This window comes from Bacteroides sp. NSJ-48 (assembly GCF_014287405.1).
In the GTDB taxonomy this organism is placed as follows: Bacteria; Bacteroidota; Bacteroidia; order Bacteroidales; family Bacteroidaceae; genus Bacteroides; species Bacteroides stercoris.
The window spans coordinates 49,630-63,068 of sequence record NZ_JACOOD010000006.1; the positions used below are offsets into that span (position 1 = coordinate 49,630).

General features: G+C 45.0%; 13 protein-coding genes. 6 read left to right on the plus strand and 7 right to left on the minus strand.

Going from position 1 to position 13,439, the window contains the following annotated elements; translation table 11 throughout:
• Nucleotides 1-11 precede the first annotated feature (11 nt).
• Together cysS and H8S52_RS04380 are read right to left on the minus strand one after the other, a co-directional pair.
• Nucleotides 12-1,487 carry a cysteine--tRNA ligase gene (gene cysS, locus H8S52_RS04375; RefSeq protein ID WP_186909365.1) on the minus strand — a complete coding sequence of 492 codons (1,476 nt, stop codon included), beginning with the start codon at nucleotides 1,485-1,487 and terminating at the stop codon, nucleotides 12-14.
• A gap of 71 nt (nucleotides 1,488-1,558) precedes the next feature.
• On the minus strand, nucleotides 1,559-2,380 hold the full coding sequence (locus H8S52_RS04380; protein WP_186909366.1) for a Cof-type HAD-IIB family hydrolase: 822 nt from the start codon (nucleotides 2,378-2,380) through the stop codon (nucleotides 1,559-1,561).
• 73 nt (nucleotides 2,381-2,453) lie between these two features.
• Here H8S52_RS04380 and mnmA point away from each other — a divergent pair, with 73 nt between their 5' ends.
• Nucleotides 2,454-3,506 (plus strand): tRNA 2-thiouridine(34) synthase MnmA, encoded by a 1,053-nt coding sequence (mnmA, locus tag H8S52_RS04385; protein ID WP_186909367.1) that lies wholly within the window; start codon nucleotides 2,454-2,456, stop codon nucleotides 3,504-3,506.
• On the opposite strand, the gene H8S52_RS04390 is transcribed toward mnmA, so the two are convergent.
• Entirely contained in the window at nucleotides 3,496-5,013 is a 1,518-nt protein-coding gene (locus H8S52_RS04390) for a GH3 auxin-responsive promoter family protein (RefSeq protein ID WP_016661050.1), read from the minus strand. The two genes, mnmA and H8S52_RS04390, sit on opposite strands and share 11 nt — an antisense overlap.
• A 129-nt stretch (nucleotides 5,014-5,142) precedes the next feature.
• On the opposite strand from H8S52_RS04390, the gene H8S52_RS04395 reads away from it, so the two are divergent.
• The gene (locus tag H8S52_RS04395) at nucleotides 5,143-6,153 is read left to right on the plus strand and encodes an ATP-dependent 6-phosphofructokinase (RefSeq protein ID WP_005655933.1); all 1,011 of its coding nucleotides are present in this window, start codon (nucleotides 5,143-5,145) and stop codon (nucleotides 6,151-6,153) included.
• On the opposite strand, the gene rnc is transcribed toward H8S52_RS04395, so the two are convergent.
• Genes rnc through H8S52_RS04410 form a run of 3 tightly spaced genes read right to left on the minus strand, consistent with a single transcriptional unit; the run spans nucleotide 6,112 to nucleotide 8,589 of the window.
• Nucleotides 6,112-7,059, minus strand: coding sequence for a ribonuclease III (gene rnc / locus H8S52_RS04400; RefSeq protein ID WP_117954303.1), 948 nt, complete (start codon nucleotides 7,057-7,059; stop codon nucleotides 6,112-6,114). The genes H8S52_RS04395 and rnc overlap by 42 nt on opposite strands.
• A gap of 7 nt (nucleotides 7,060-7,066) precedes the next feature.
• On the minus strand, nucleotides 7,067-8,329 hold the full coding sequence (gene fabF, locus H8S52_RS04405) for a beta-ketoacyl-ACP synthase II (RefSeq protein WP_117906511.1): 1,263 nt from the start codon (nucleotides 8,327-8,329) through the stop codon (nucleotides 7,067-7,069).
• Nucleotides 8,330-8,352: 23 nt separating this feature from the next.
• Complete coding sequence (locus tag H8S52_RS04410; RefSeq protein ID WP_004291965.1) at nucleotides 8,353-8,589, minus strand: acyl carrier protein; 237 nt, start codon at nucleotides 8,587-8,589, stop codon at nucleotides 8,353-8,355.
• A gap of 98 nt (nucleotides 8,590-8,687) precedes the next feature.
• Between H8S52_RS04410 and H8S52_RS04415 the strand changes: the two genes are divergently transcribed.
• Nucleotides 8,688-9,314 (plus strand): phosphoribosylglycinamide formyltransferase, encoded by a 627-nt coding sequence (locus H8S52_RS04415; protein ID WP_186909368.1) that lies wholly within the window; start codon nucleotides 8,688-8,690, stop codon nucleotides 9,312-9,314.
• 42 nt (nucleotides 9,315-9,356) lie between these two features.
• Here the strand turns inward: H8S52_RS04415 and pdxB are convergent, their stop codons facing one another.
• Nucleotides 9,357-10,406: a 4-phosphoerythronate dehydrogenase PdxB gene (gene pdxB, locus H8S52_RS04420; RefSeq protein WP_186909369.1), complete on the minus strand. Its 1,050-nt coding sequence runs from the start codon at nucleotides 10,404-10,406 to the stop codon at nucleotides 9,357-9,359.
• Between the two features lie 112 nt (nucleotides 10,407-10,518).
• Here pdxB and H8S52_RS04425 point away from each other — a divergent pair, with 112 nt between their 5' ends.
• From H8S52_RS04425 to H8S52_RS04435, 3 genes are all read left to right on the plus strand, one after another.
• Nucleotides 10,519-11,070, plus strand: coding sequence for an ORF6N domain-containing protein (locus tag H8S52_RS04425; RefSeq protein ID WP_118206863.1), 552 nt, complete (start codon nucleotides 10,519-10,521; stop codon nucleotides 11,068-11,070).
• Between the two features lie 99 nt (nucleotides 11,071-11,169).
• The gene (locus H8S52_RS04430) at nucleotides 11,170-11,886 is read left to right on the plus strand and encodes a hypothetical protein (RefSeq protein ID WP_022103949.1); all 717 of its coding nucleotides are present in this window, start codon (nucleotides 11,170-11,172) and stop codon (nucleotides 11,884-11,886) included.
• A 7-nt stretch (nucleotides 11,887-11,893) separates the two neighbouring features.
• Nucleotides 11,894-13,351, plus strand: a complete 1,458-nt coding sequence (locus H8S52_RS04435; RefSeq protein WP_118206876.1) for a glycosyltransferase — start codon at nucleotides 11,894-11,896, stop codon at nucleotides 13,349-13,351.
• Nucleotides 13,352-13,439 lie beyond the last annotated feature (88 nt).

The following is a 13,439-nucleotide window of genomic DNA, read 5'->3' on the forward strand; positions in this document are numbered from 1 at the left end:
CCGTTTTGAGTTTACTTGTTTAATTTCCACTCACATCCGTCTTTGGTGTCCTTGATGGCAAAGCCTAATGCAGTCAGTTCATCACGGATTTTGTCGGATGTAGCCCAGTCCTTGTTGGCTTTGGCTTTTATGCGTTCTTCCAGTAGCATATCCACTACTTTGCCAAAAGCGGCTTCGCGTTCTTCATTGGAGGTGTTCTCCTCTTTCAGTCCCAATATATCGAAGCAGAAGAGATGGAAGGTCTCTTTCAGCTCTTTCAGGTCTTCGGCTGTAATGGTGTCATTGCCTGCAATGATATTGTTTATCATTCTGGCACCATCGAAGAGGTGGGCTATTACAATCGGAGAATTCAAATCATCGTTCATGGCTTCATAGCATTCGGCACGTAATGTTTTCACGTTTACCGTAGAAGCTTTGCCTGGAACAATCTTTTCCAGTCCGTGTACAGCATCCATAAGCCTTGCCAGACCTTTTTCTGCAGCTTGCAGAGCTTCATTGCTGAAATCTACCGTACTGCGATAGTGGGCCTGGAGAATGAAGAAACGGATGGTCATCGGGCTGTAAGCTTGTGTCAGCGTTTTGTTGGAGCCGGTGAAGAACTCATCCAATGTGATGAAGTTACCGAGGCTTTTACCCATTTTCTGTCCGTTGATGGTTATCATGTTGTTATGCATCCAGTAATGCACCATGTCATCGCCTTGCGATGCTACGGATTGTGCAATCTCACATTCGTGGTGCGGGAAGATAAGGTCCATACCGCCACCGTGAATGTCGAAATGTTTACCCAGATATTTCTTTCCCATTGCCGTACATTCGGCGTGCCAGCCGGGGAAGCCGTCACTCCATGGGCTTGGCCAGCGCATGATATGTTCCGGTTGGGCACGTTTCCACAGTGCAAAGTCGGCGGGATTGTGTTTTTCCTCCTGGCCGTCCAGTTCACGCGTAGTGTTTAGTACATCGTCCAGATTACGTCCTGACAGTTTGCCGTAGTGGTGGTCTTTGTTGTATTTGGCTACATCAAAGTAAATGGAGCCTTCACTTTCGTAAGCGTAGCCGTTCTCCAGTATCTCTTTTACGAGCTCTATCTGTTCGATGATATGTCCCGAGGCATGCGGTTCGATGCTGGGAGAAAGCACGTTTAATGCTTCCATTGCCTTGTGATAACGGTTTATATAATACTGTGCCACTTCCATGGGCTCCAGTTGTTCCAGGCGGGCTTTCTTTGCAATTTTGTCTTCACCGTCGTCTGCATCATGCTCCAAATGGCCTACATCGGTAATATTGCGGACATAGCGCACTTTATAGCCAATGTGTGTAAGATAGCGGAAAAGTAAATCGAAAGTAATGGCAGGACGTGCGTGTCCCAGGTGGGCATCACCGTAAACGGTCGGTCCGCAGACATACATACCTACATGAGGAGCATGCAGAGGTACGAATAACTCCTTTTTTCTATTTAAGGTGTTGTAAATGGTCAGTTGTTGTTCCATAACGTTTGATAATTAGTTCTTTTTGGAAAGGCAAAGGTATAACAAATATTTGTAAATTAGGACTATCTGTTTTAAAAAGCGTGCAGGAAGTATCGTTCTACGGCGATGGCTACTCCATCTTCGTCATTACTTGGAGCAATGTAGTCCGCAGCAGCTTTCACGGGTTCCTGCGCATTGTCCATTGCTATGCCCAGTCCGGCGTATTTTATCATGCTGAGATCATTGTAACCGTCGCCCATGACTGCCACTTCTTCGCGGGTGATACCCAGCTTTTCCGATAATACGGCGATCGAACGTGCTTTGTCTATGCCCAAAGGAACGAGTTCCAGAAAATAAGGTTCCGAACGGTATACGCTGATTTGCCTTTGCAGACGAAGGCTCAGTTCGGCTTCTGTTTTCATAAGTTGTTCCGGTTCACCTACAATGAGACATTTGGGTAGGGGAAGGGGAATTTCCTGCAGGAAGTTCTCTACGCGGCGTACCTGCATTTTGTTGAGGAATGCTTCTTTCTGTACGTACGGGTCGTTGGGATTTTCGGTGAGTATGCACTCGTTGTCGTATGTGAGGATTGTTTGCCGGTTATCGGTTGCAGTCTGGTACAGGATAGGCAGTACATCGTCGGGAAGCAGGTTTTTATACAGTAGTTCACCGGTGCTCCAGTCTATGATTTCTCCGCCGTTATAAGAAAGAATATAGCCGTTGTTTTCTTTCATTTGCAATTGTTCCGCCAAAGGAACAATGCCGTAGGTAGGACGGCCTGATGCCAGTACCAGGCGTACGCCGCTTTGCTGTAGCCGTAACAGGGTACGGAGATTGCGCGGAGAGATTTCTTTCTTCGAATTGGTCAGCGTTCCGTCCAGGTCGAGGACGAGCAGTCGATAGTCTTGTTTCATGGTTTGAATTTGATTGTTTTTTTGAAAGTGGCAAAGATAGGGTTTTCTCAGGATGAAATACTATTTTTGCAGTATGAAGTCAAAAGAACGTGTATTATTGGGAATGAGCGGCGGTACGGACAGTTCCGTGGCTGCCATGAAGTTACAGGAAGCCGGCTATGAAGTAACGGGAGTCACTTTCCGTTTTTACGAAGTGGGTGGAAAAACGGAATATCTGGAAGATGCGCGGGCGCTGGCAGGACGGTTGGGTATTGAGCATATTACATACGATGCAAGGGAGCTTTTCCGTGAACGCATTATCCGTTACTTTATAGATGAATATCTGGCGGGGCATACCCCCGTTCCCTGTACCCTCTGCAATAATGAGCTGAAGTGGAAACTTTTGGCGGAAATAGCCGATGAAAAGGGGATTTATTGGATTTCTACCGGACATTACGTACGTAAACTCTTTTTAGAGGACAACTATTACATTGCTCCGGCTGTTGACAGAGACAAGGACCAGACTTTCTTTTTATGGGGCTTGAAGCAGGATATCTTGCAACGGATGTTACTCCCGATGGGAGATATGACAAAAGAGGATGCGCGTGCTTATGCCGCTGAACGTGGGTTTATGCGTGTCGCCACTAAAAAAGACAGTATAGGAGTGTGTTTCTGTCCGTTGGATTACCGTTCTTTCCTGAAGCGTGAGGTTCCTATGGAGCAACTGCCGGGCAGAGGGCATTTTCTCGATGAAAAGGGGAATGTATTAGGATGGCATGAAGGATACCCTTTCTATACGATAGGTCAACGGCGTGGACTGGGCATTCATCTGAATAGGGCTGTATTTGTGAAGGAAGTCAGAATGGAAACCAACGAGGTGGTACTTGCACCACTTGCCTCCTTATATAGGAATGAAATGCATCTTAAAGATTGGAACCTTATCAGTGCACATCGGGTATTGGGAGCGGAAACGGTTATCGTAAAGATACGCTATCGCAAGCAGGCAAACCGCTGTATGGTTGCTCAGGAGGAGAACGGATATCTGCGGGTTTCGCTATTGGAACCGTTGGAGTCTATCGCCCCGGGGCAAGCCGCCGCCTTTTATGATGCAGACGGCTTGTTGTTGGGCGGTGGTATTATTCTTTGAAGTTGAGCTTCAGCATCTCTTCCATGTATTCTCTTGTATTGCTGAGGCGCGGTATCTTATGCTGTCCGCCAAGCTTGCCTTTATTGTCCAGCCAATCGTGGAACAGATTTCTGCGGGCAACGATTATCTCCAGAGGTTGCAAAGCCAGGTCATTCTGCCGTTTGGCTTCATAGTCGGAATTCACTTCTTTGAGGGTGTCATCCAGTATTTTGGCAAATTTATCCAGGTCATCTGGCATTTTGGCAAATTCAATCAGCCATTGATGGCGGCATTTGGCATGTTCGTCCATGAAGACGGGAGCGGCGGAATAGTCTACAATCTGTGCTCCCGTGGCAGCACAGGCTTTGCTTAAACCTTTTTCCGCATTGTCCACGATAAGTTCTTCGCCAAAGGCATTGATGAAATGCTTTGTGCGGCCGGTAATGACGAATTTGTACGGGCGGTTATTGGTGAACTTCACGGTATCTCCAATCATATACCGCCACAGTCCGGCAGAAGTGGAGATGACCATTGCGTAGTTCTTGTTGAGTTCTACTTCTTCCAGACAGCAGATACGCGGATTTTCCTTGCCGACATCTTCCAAAGGTATGAATTCATAGAAAACACCGTAATCAATCATCAGCAGCATAGCCGGATCGTTCGGGTCGTTCTGTGTGCCGAAATAGCCTTCGGAGGCATTATATGTCTCGACATAGTGCATCTTGGAACTTTTGATGACTTGTCTGTATTGTTCCCGATAAGGAGTAAAAGCCACTCCGCCATGGAAGAATACTTCCAGATTGGGCCATACTTCTTCCAATGACTGTTTTCCGGTTTTTTCAAGTATATGTTTGACAAGTACCAGCATCCAGGACGGCACACCCGAAAGATTGGTGACATTGGCATGGATTGTACTGTTGGCTATGGCCTCCATCTTAGGTTCGAACTCGCTCATCAAGGCAATTTCCTTGCTTGGCACACGGATATAGTTGACCAGCGGGTGTACATTCTGTATCAGAATGGCGGATAAATCACCTACCAGGCTATGGTTGGAGTTCAGGTTGGGGCTGTGGCTACCGCCGAGAATCAATCCTTTTCCGGAAAAAAAACGGCTTTCGGGATTGATTCCCAAATAGATGGCAACAGCATCTTTCCCGCCTTGATAATGAGTGTCTTGCAGAGACTCTTTGCTGACCGGAAGGAATTTGCTTTTATCGTTGGTCGTTCCCGAAGACTTGGCAAACCAGCGTATTTCCGATGGCCAGAGCAGATTTTGCTCACCGGCACGCAAGCGGGCTACATAAGGTTTGATTTCTTCGTAAGTCTGTATGGGAAGGCGTTTTTTGAAATCTTCATAAGTACGAATAGAGGCATAGTCATATTTCTTTCCCCATTCCGTATTGGCGGCCATGCGTACCAAACGTTTCAGGACACCTGCCTGCAACTCACCTGCATGTTCGGTGTACAGTTCGATTTCTTTCAAGCGGGGGGCGAAGTATACTTTATTCAGAAGTTTTGTAATATTCATCGTTCTTATCGAAATCTGTTTAAGTGTGCAAAATTAATCTTATTTATCGGCATCTCTATCTTTTTTCTCTTTTTTTTCTATCTTTACGTCCGTATAGGTGAAAAGAACCGTAATTTAAACTAAAACATCATGAGAATCGGTATTTTGACTTCAGGCGGGGATTGCCCCGGTATCAATGCGACTATCCGCGGCGTTTGCAAAACAGCTATCAATCATTATGGAATGGAAGTAATAGGTATTCATAGCGGTTTTCAAGGATTATTGACAAAAGATGTGGAGTCGTTTACGGACAAGTCTCTGTCCGGGTTATTGAACTTGGGCGGTACGATGTTGGGTACTTCCCGTGAAAAGCCGTTCAAGAAAAACGGGGTGGTATCCGATGTAAATAAGCCTGCTTTGATAGAACGGAATGTTAAGGAACTGGGGCTGGACTGTATTGTCTGTATCGGCGGTAACGGTACGCAGAAAACGGCTGCTAAGTTGGCTGCCATGGGCTTGAATATAGTTTCCGTACCTAAAACCATTGATAATGATATTTGGGGGACTGATTTTTCTTTCGGCTTTGACTCTGCCGTTAGTATTGCTACGGATGCCATAGACCGGTTACACTCTACCGCCAGTTCGCACAAGCGGGTGATGGTGATAGAAGTGATGGGGCATAAAGCCGGCTGGATTGCGTTGTACTCTGGTATGGCTGGTGGCGGTGATGTGATTTTGATTCCCGAACTTTCTTATAATATTCATAATATAGGTGATACGATTTTGAACCGTCTGAAGAAGGGAAAACCTTATTCCATCGTTGTGGTTGCCGAGGGAATTCAGACGGACGGCAAGAAACGTGCAGCCGAATATATCGCACAGGAGATTGAATACGAAACGGGTATCGAAACCCGTGAAACGGTTTTGGGGTATATCCAGCGGGGTGGTTCGCCTACGCCTTTTGACCGTAATTTGTCGACCCGCATGGGAGGGCATGCTACGGAGTTGATTGCAGGCGGACAGTTTGGACGTATGGTAACGCTGAAAGGGAATGAAATATCTTCCGCTCCTTTGGGGGAGATAGCCGGAAAGCTCAAATTAGTGACCGAAGACCATGATTTAGTCGTTCAGGGCAAGCGTATGGGGATTTGTTTCGGATGATTTGACTGTATCTTGTGCAGTATCCGTAGGTTCCGTATAATCTGTAGCTTCAAGAACTTCTGATGTCTCTACAGCAGAAGTCTCTTCTGCGACAATTTGGGTTTCCTCTGTTGCCATATTTTCCTTTGCCGCGTGGTTCTGTATCTTGGCTGTTTCAATAGCTTCTTTGAAGGCTTCGTCACTCTTGATTTTCTTCAATGCCATTTGTGCGGCATTTTGCTGTGACTCCTTTTTGGAATAGCCTGTGCCAGTACCGGCAGAAAGGCTCTCTATGCGGACTTCTGTATGGAACATCGGGTTGTAATCCTGGTCGAGGAATTGCTCTATCAACTCAAAGGAAACCTCCATTTTGGTTTTCTGGCTCCATTCGATAAGTTTGGATTTGAAGTTGACTTCCTTGCGCGACATCTTGTCGAGGTCGATGTAGTTCTTGAGGATTTTTTTCTCCATGAACTGCTTGCAGCGTTCATAGCCTTGGTCCAAGTAGATAGCTCCGATAAATGCCTCAAAAGCATTGCCGTACATATAGCTGTTGTGCGATGAAGAACGGGTGGAATATTTGACAAGTTTGTCCAGTCCTATCTCCACAGCCAGTTTGTTTAGAGTTTCCCGTTGCACGATTTTAGAACGGGTATTGGTAAGAAAGCCTTCCCTGCGTCCTTCAAAGTGCTTATATACTATATCACCGACAATGGCATCCAAAATGGCGTCGCCTAAAAATTCCAGTCGCTCGTTGTTTAACGGACGTCCTTTTTCGGAACGGATGGAAGTGGATTTGTGAAGCAGTGCTTGCTCATAGAACCGGATGTTACGGGGAAAGAATCCGAGTATCTTATAAAAACAAAAATAAGACTCTCTGTCCTTATGGAATAAGAGCCTTATTTTATCTATTTGATTACGTAACACGACCGTATTATTCTGCGTATTTCTTGAAAATAACACATGCGTTATGACCGCCGAATCCAAACGTGTTGGACAAAGCTACATTCACTTCACGCTTCTGAGCCTTGTTGAACGTAAAGTTCAGGTCATAGTCGATGTTTTCGTCGTTATCACCCTCTTCGTGGTTGATAGTCGGAGGAATAATGCCATTTTTGATGGCAAGAATACTTGCGATGGCTTCCACCGCACCGGCAGCACCCAATAAGTGGCCTGTCATGGATTTGGTTGAACTGATGTTCAACTCATAAGCATGCTTGCCGAATACTTCCTGGATAGCTTTCACTTCCGAAATATCACCAACAGGAGTAGATGTACCATGAACGTTGATGTAATCTACTTCTTCGGGTTTCATTTCTGCATCTTCCAATGCGTTTCTCATTACCAGTTTGGCTCCCAGACCTTCCGGGTGGGAAGCTGTCAGGTGATGCGCATCGGCAGACATACCTACGCCGGCAACCTCTGCATAAATCTTGGCACCACGTGCTTTGGCGTGTTCCAGTTCTTCAAGAACCAGACAGCCGCCGCCTTCACCCATGATGAAACCGTCGCGGCTTGCGCTGAACGGGCGGGATGCAGTCTCCGGAGAGTCATTGCGGGTAGATAAAGCGTGCATAGCGTTGAAACCACCTACACCGCAGGCTGCGATAGCAGCTTCCGAACCACCGCTGATGATGGCATTTGCCTTACCCAAACGGATGAGGTTGAATGCATCGGCAATGGCATTGGTAGAAGTGGCGCATGCAGAACAAGTCGCATAGTTAGGACCATGAAAACCGTACAGGATAGAAATTTGTCCGGCGGCAATATCCGAAATCATCTTGGGGATGAAGAACGGATTGAACTTAGGACCATTTTCTTTATGGAGGGCATAGTTACCTGCTTCTTCTTCAAATGTACGGATTCCACCAATACCGGCGCCGAAGATGACACCGATCTTGTTCAAATCCTCATTTTCGACATCAAGACCGGAATCTTCTACCGCTTGCTTGGCTACACCGATGGCATATTGGGTATACAAGTCCATCTTGCGTGCCTCTTTGCGGTCGATATATTGATTGGCATCAAAGTTTTTCACCTCGCATGCGAATTGGGTCTTGAAAAGTGATGCGTCGAAATGAGTAATAGGTCCTGCTCCACTAACCCCATTCACGAGATTTTCCCAGAATTCGGGTACTGTGTTGCCAATGGGAGTAATGGCGCCAAGACCTGTTACTACAACTCTTTTTAATTCCATACTAAGATATGAATGGATTAAGATTACTTAGCGTGTTCTTCGATGTAAGATACAGCATCACCTACAGTACCAATCTTCTCAGCTTGGTCATCAGGAATAGAGATACCGAATTCTTTTTCGAATTCCATGATAAGTTCTACAGTGTCAAGAGAATCTGCTCCCAAATCGTTAGTGAAGCTAGCTTCGTTAGTAACTTCTGATTCTTCAACGCCTAATTTGTCGACGATAATCGCTTTCACTCTTGATGCAATTTCAGACATAACTTTAAGTTTTTAATTAATAATTAGTTTTATTTCTTTAAATTTGCGGTGCAAAGGAATGAATATTTATCGTTCCTCGCAAATATTTGATGAATTAAATGCACCTTTTTGCACATTTTTCACGATTTTGTGCAGGATTTGGAGGGTTTATGAGTAAAAACATTGCTATTTTCGCTTCCGGCAACGGGACAAATGCAGAGAATATCATCCGTTATTTCCAAAATAGCGAATTGGTGAACGTAAAGCTGGTTTTGGCTGATAGGGAGACTGCCTTTGTTTTGGAACGTGCACGTAGACTGAATGTTCCGTTTGCCTGTTTGGGTAAGGCCGCATGGGCGGATGGTACGGCTGTCTTGTCTTTGTTGGAAGACGAAGGAGTCGATTTTATTGTCCTTGCCGGTTTCCTTGCACGTGTGCCGGACTGTATCTTGCATGCTTATCCTAATAAAATTATAAATATTCACCCTTCCTTATTGCCTAAATTTGGTGGTAAGGGAATGTATGGCGGGCATGTGCATGAAGCTGTGGTGGCTGCCGGTGAAACGGAGACCGGTATTACCATACATTATTTGAATGAGCATTTCGATGAGGGCGAAATTATAGTGCAGTACAAATGCCCTGTCCTGCCGCAGGATACGGCAGAAGACGTGGCGAAGAAGGTGCATGCGCTGGAATATGAATATTACCCGAAAGTTATCGGCGGTTTGTTGTCGGAAGTGTGCTGATAACCTTTCGGGATATTATCTTTTGCGGAAAGAAGCGGCATGCTATTCCGGATGATTCAAAATTACGTATGCTTCTTTCTCTCTTCTTAAAGGATAGTCTCCCCGTAACTTCTCAAATAGCTCCGGATGCGTTTTGAGTGCATTGCTGTCTTGTCGGGGATCGTACATTTGTAAATAGGCGGCCGATAGGGTATCTGCTGTAATGCGCGGTTGGCTTGGGGCAGGAGGAATAATCTGATAGTCTGCCTGTATATTGAAATACCGGCATAGGGCATCCAGTGACATGCGGGTTGCATTGGCTTTGCCGTCTGCCGAATAGCCGGCGATGTGTGGCGTGCCGAGGAATATCTTATCCAATAAGGTGAGGTTTATGGCCGGTTCATTTTCCCAGACGTCAATGATAGCATCCGAAACCAGTCCTGTGTCCAAAGCGTTCAGCAGTGCACCGGTCTCGATTATTTCTCCGCGTGAAGTGTTGATGATAACAGGCTTCCGCTTTAGCGATTGGAAAAAGGCGTCGTCGGCGAGATGGCAGGTCTTGTATCTGCCTTCCTTATATAAAGGTACGTGAAAAGTGAGTATGTCGCATTCTTCGGCAAGTGTTTGCAGGGACGAAAAGCCTTGTTTCCCTTCTTTGTCCTCACGGGGAAGGTCGTTCAGTAAAACACGCATCCCCAATTCCTGTGCAACTTTTGCAACTTTGCTGCCTACATTGCCTACTCCGATAATGCCGATAGTAACTTCCGGTAAATTGATACCTTTCAGCGCTTGCAGCAAAATTAAAGATGATTGCAGGTATTGGGCTACGGAGGCGGAATTGCAGCCGGGAGCATTTGTCCATGTGATACCGGCTTCGCGGCAGTATTCCGCATCGATATGGTCGAAGCCGATGGTTGCTGTAGCGATAAACTTAACCTTGCTACCTTCCAGCAATTCCCGGTTGCAACGAGTGCGTGTACGGATAATAAGTGCATCCGCATCTTTCACCAAAGAAGGGGTGAAGTCTTTTCCCGGTGCGTAGACTACTTCATCGGCTATTTTTTCAATGGCTTCCTTTATAAAAGGTATTTTATCATCGACAATTATTTTCATGATGCTTTTGTTTTATTGCAGGCAAAGTTAGAAATAATTCATGAGAACAAACATTTCTGATATAATAATGCATACCTTTGACAGATTGTTTAAAACATAAATTGATATACTGATGAAAACACTGATTGGCTTTGAGGAAATAGAGGATAAGATAATTACTCTTCGCGGGCAGAAGGTTCTTTTGGACAGGGATGTTGCCATTTTGTATGGGGTGGAAACGAAACGTGTGAATGAAGCCCTTAGAAACAACCTTGATAAATTTCCCAAGGATTATTGTTTTACGTTGCAAGTATCTGAAAAACAGTATCTGGTCGAAAATTTCGACCGGTTCTCTGTATTGAAACATTCTACAGTTGAACCTAAAGCTTTTACAGAGAAAGGTCTTTATATGCTTGCTACCATTCTGAAAAGTTCTCGTGCTACAAATGCAACGTTTACGATTATCGAGACTTTTGCCAAACTGCGCGAACTCTCCCGTACCTTGAACAACCTGCCGGATGCTTCCGAAGAGCAACAGAAATCCTTGTTGGAGAAAAGCGGTGATTTGTTCACCGATTTATTGGACAATAATCTTCAGGCAACAGACTCGGAAACGACGATTGAGCTGAATCTCGCCGTATTGAAAGTAAAGCATACGGTAAAACGGAAAGCGGATAAGGAATAAATGCGGCAAACTGTTTGGCTGTGTGCAAAATATTGTATAGTTTTGTCAACTTGTGGGAATTTTGCAGCTTGTTGAACAAAGACTAATTAATTATATCCAATGAAGTGTATTCATATCATTACTCCTGTAAAGGACTCCATTGAATTGACGTTGCAAACGGTGGAAGCCATTGTTGCATCCGATTTTCAGACGCCGTTTACCTATACCGTATATAATGACTTCAGCACAGAAGAGAACACGGCTAAGTTGCAGGATGCATCCGAAAAGCTGGGCTTTGAATTGGTAAATCTTGCGGAAATAACGGACCATCCCTCACCGAACTATCTGCTGGTATTGCAAATGGCACAGCAACGTGCCATCGAGGCGGAGGCAGGTTTGATAATCGTGGAGTCGGATGTTGTGGTAAAGAAGAATACATTGCAGGCCTTGTTCAACGGAGCGGCAGAACGGGCGGACTGCGGTATTGCCGCTGCCGTCACAGTCGATGAGAAAGGAGAAATCAACTATCCCTATCTTTTTGCGAAAGGTAAGGAAAACCAGGTGTTTCCGGAGAAAAAGCATTGCAGTTTCTGCTGTTCCTTGCTGACATTGAATTTCCTGAAAGCATTCGACTTCCATCAGTTGAATCCTGAAAAGAACTGGCATGATGTAACTGTTTCGCATCAATCTTTGAAAGAAGGGTTTAAGAATTACCTGTTTACTACGTTGCCGGTATTGCATCAGCCCCATGGCAGCCGTCCGTGGAAACAATTGAAATATAAGAATCCGTTGAAATATTATTGGTTGAAGTATACAAAAGGACTGGATAAAATCTGATATGTTTATGAAAAAACCTTTGGTCTCAGTCATCATGCCTGTTTACAATGCGGAAGAGTATCTGGAAGAAGCGGTCGATTCTGTAATTGCTTCTAATTACTCTCCATTGGAACTGATTTTGGTTGATGACGGTTCTGCGGATAGGTCTTATCATCTGGCGCAGCAGCTGGCGGAAAAGGCGGATACGGGTGTGATAAAGGTATATAAGCAGCCTAATGCAGGTCCTTGTGTCGCTCGTAATTATGCGGTTTCTTTGGCGAAGGGAAAATACATTTTTCCATTGGATGCCGATGATAGAGTAGGTCCTGATTTTTTTGCTGAGGCAGTTGACGTAATGGAGGCAGACAATGGCGTGAAAGTAGTATATTCTCATGCTGAATTTTTTGGAGAGCGTACCGGAGAATGGAAATTAGCGCCTTATTCTCGAAGCCTGCTGGCACGTAAGAACATGATACCGATTTCTGCGATGTATCGTAGAAGCGATTGGGTGCGTGTAGGCGGATACTGTAAGGAAATCATAGCTCGTGAGGATTGGGAGTTCTGGATTTCGATATTGAAGAATGGCGGTGAAGTAGTCCGTTTGTCGCAGGTCGGCTTGTATTATCGCGTTCGTTCCGGTTCCAAACGTATTTCAGACCGTGCATTGAAGCGTCATGTGGTGGATACGCTGAATAAGCGGCATCCCGATTTTTTTGTTCGGGAACTGGGCGGTCCGTTGCATTATCAACGTTCCTGGTCGCGATTGTTTAATACATTCTCCCGTATTATTCATCCTCGTCGGATATTTGTTAATCCGGCATTCAAGGAGTTGTCATCTTTTATGCAGGCGTTACCTGTATTTTTTAAGAATGAGGGTACAACTATCTATAAAGGAAGGAATGAATTGAAGCTGTTTGAACGAGGCGGACGCGAGCTCATCGTCAAATCCTATCAAGTGCCCCATCTTATTAATCGGATTGCCTATAACTCATTTCGGGCTTCAAAAGCGCGTCGTTCTTATCGTTACGCTGAGATGCTACGACAGATAGGAGTAGGTACGCCGAAACCAGTCGGTTTTTATTCTACAGGTACGTGGCTGTTGTTCGGTAGTAGTTATTTTGTCAGTTTGAAGTCTGAATGTCCCTATACTTATCGTGATTTTGCAACACATACTTTTGAGCATCAGGAGGAAATACTGCGTGCCATTGCCCGTACTACGGCTACATTGCATGAACATGGTATTTTACATAAAGACTATTCGGCCGGCAATATTCTTTTCACGGATGAAGGGAACGACATTAAGGTTGAGATAATAGATTTAAACCGTATTCGTTTCGGAACAGTGAATATGGAAGAGGGATGCAGGAACTTTGAGCGTTTGCCCGGTACACATGAGGTGTTTGCAATTTTGGCTGACGAATATGCCAAGAGCCGCGGTTTCGATGTGAAAAAATGTTTGGAGTTGATAGAACAGGCACATAAGTAGCAAAGGGAATATAGTTTTGAAAAATAATGTTAATGGTATAATCAGACGCTGATGTTTATATATAAAATCAAAAGTGTCTAAAAGATAT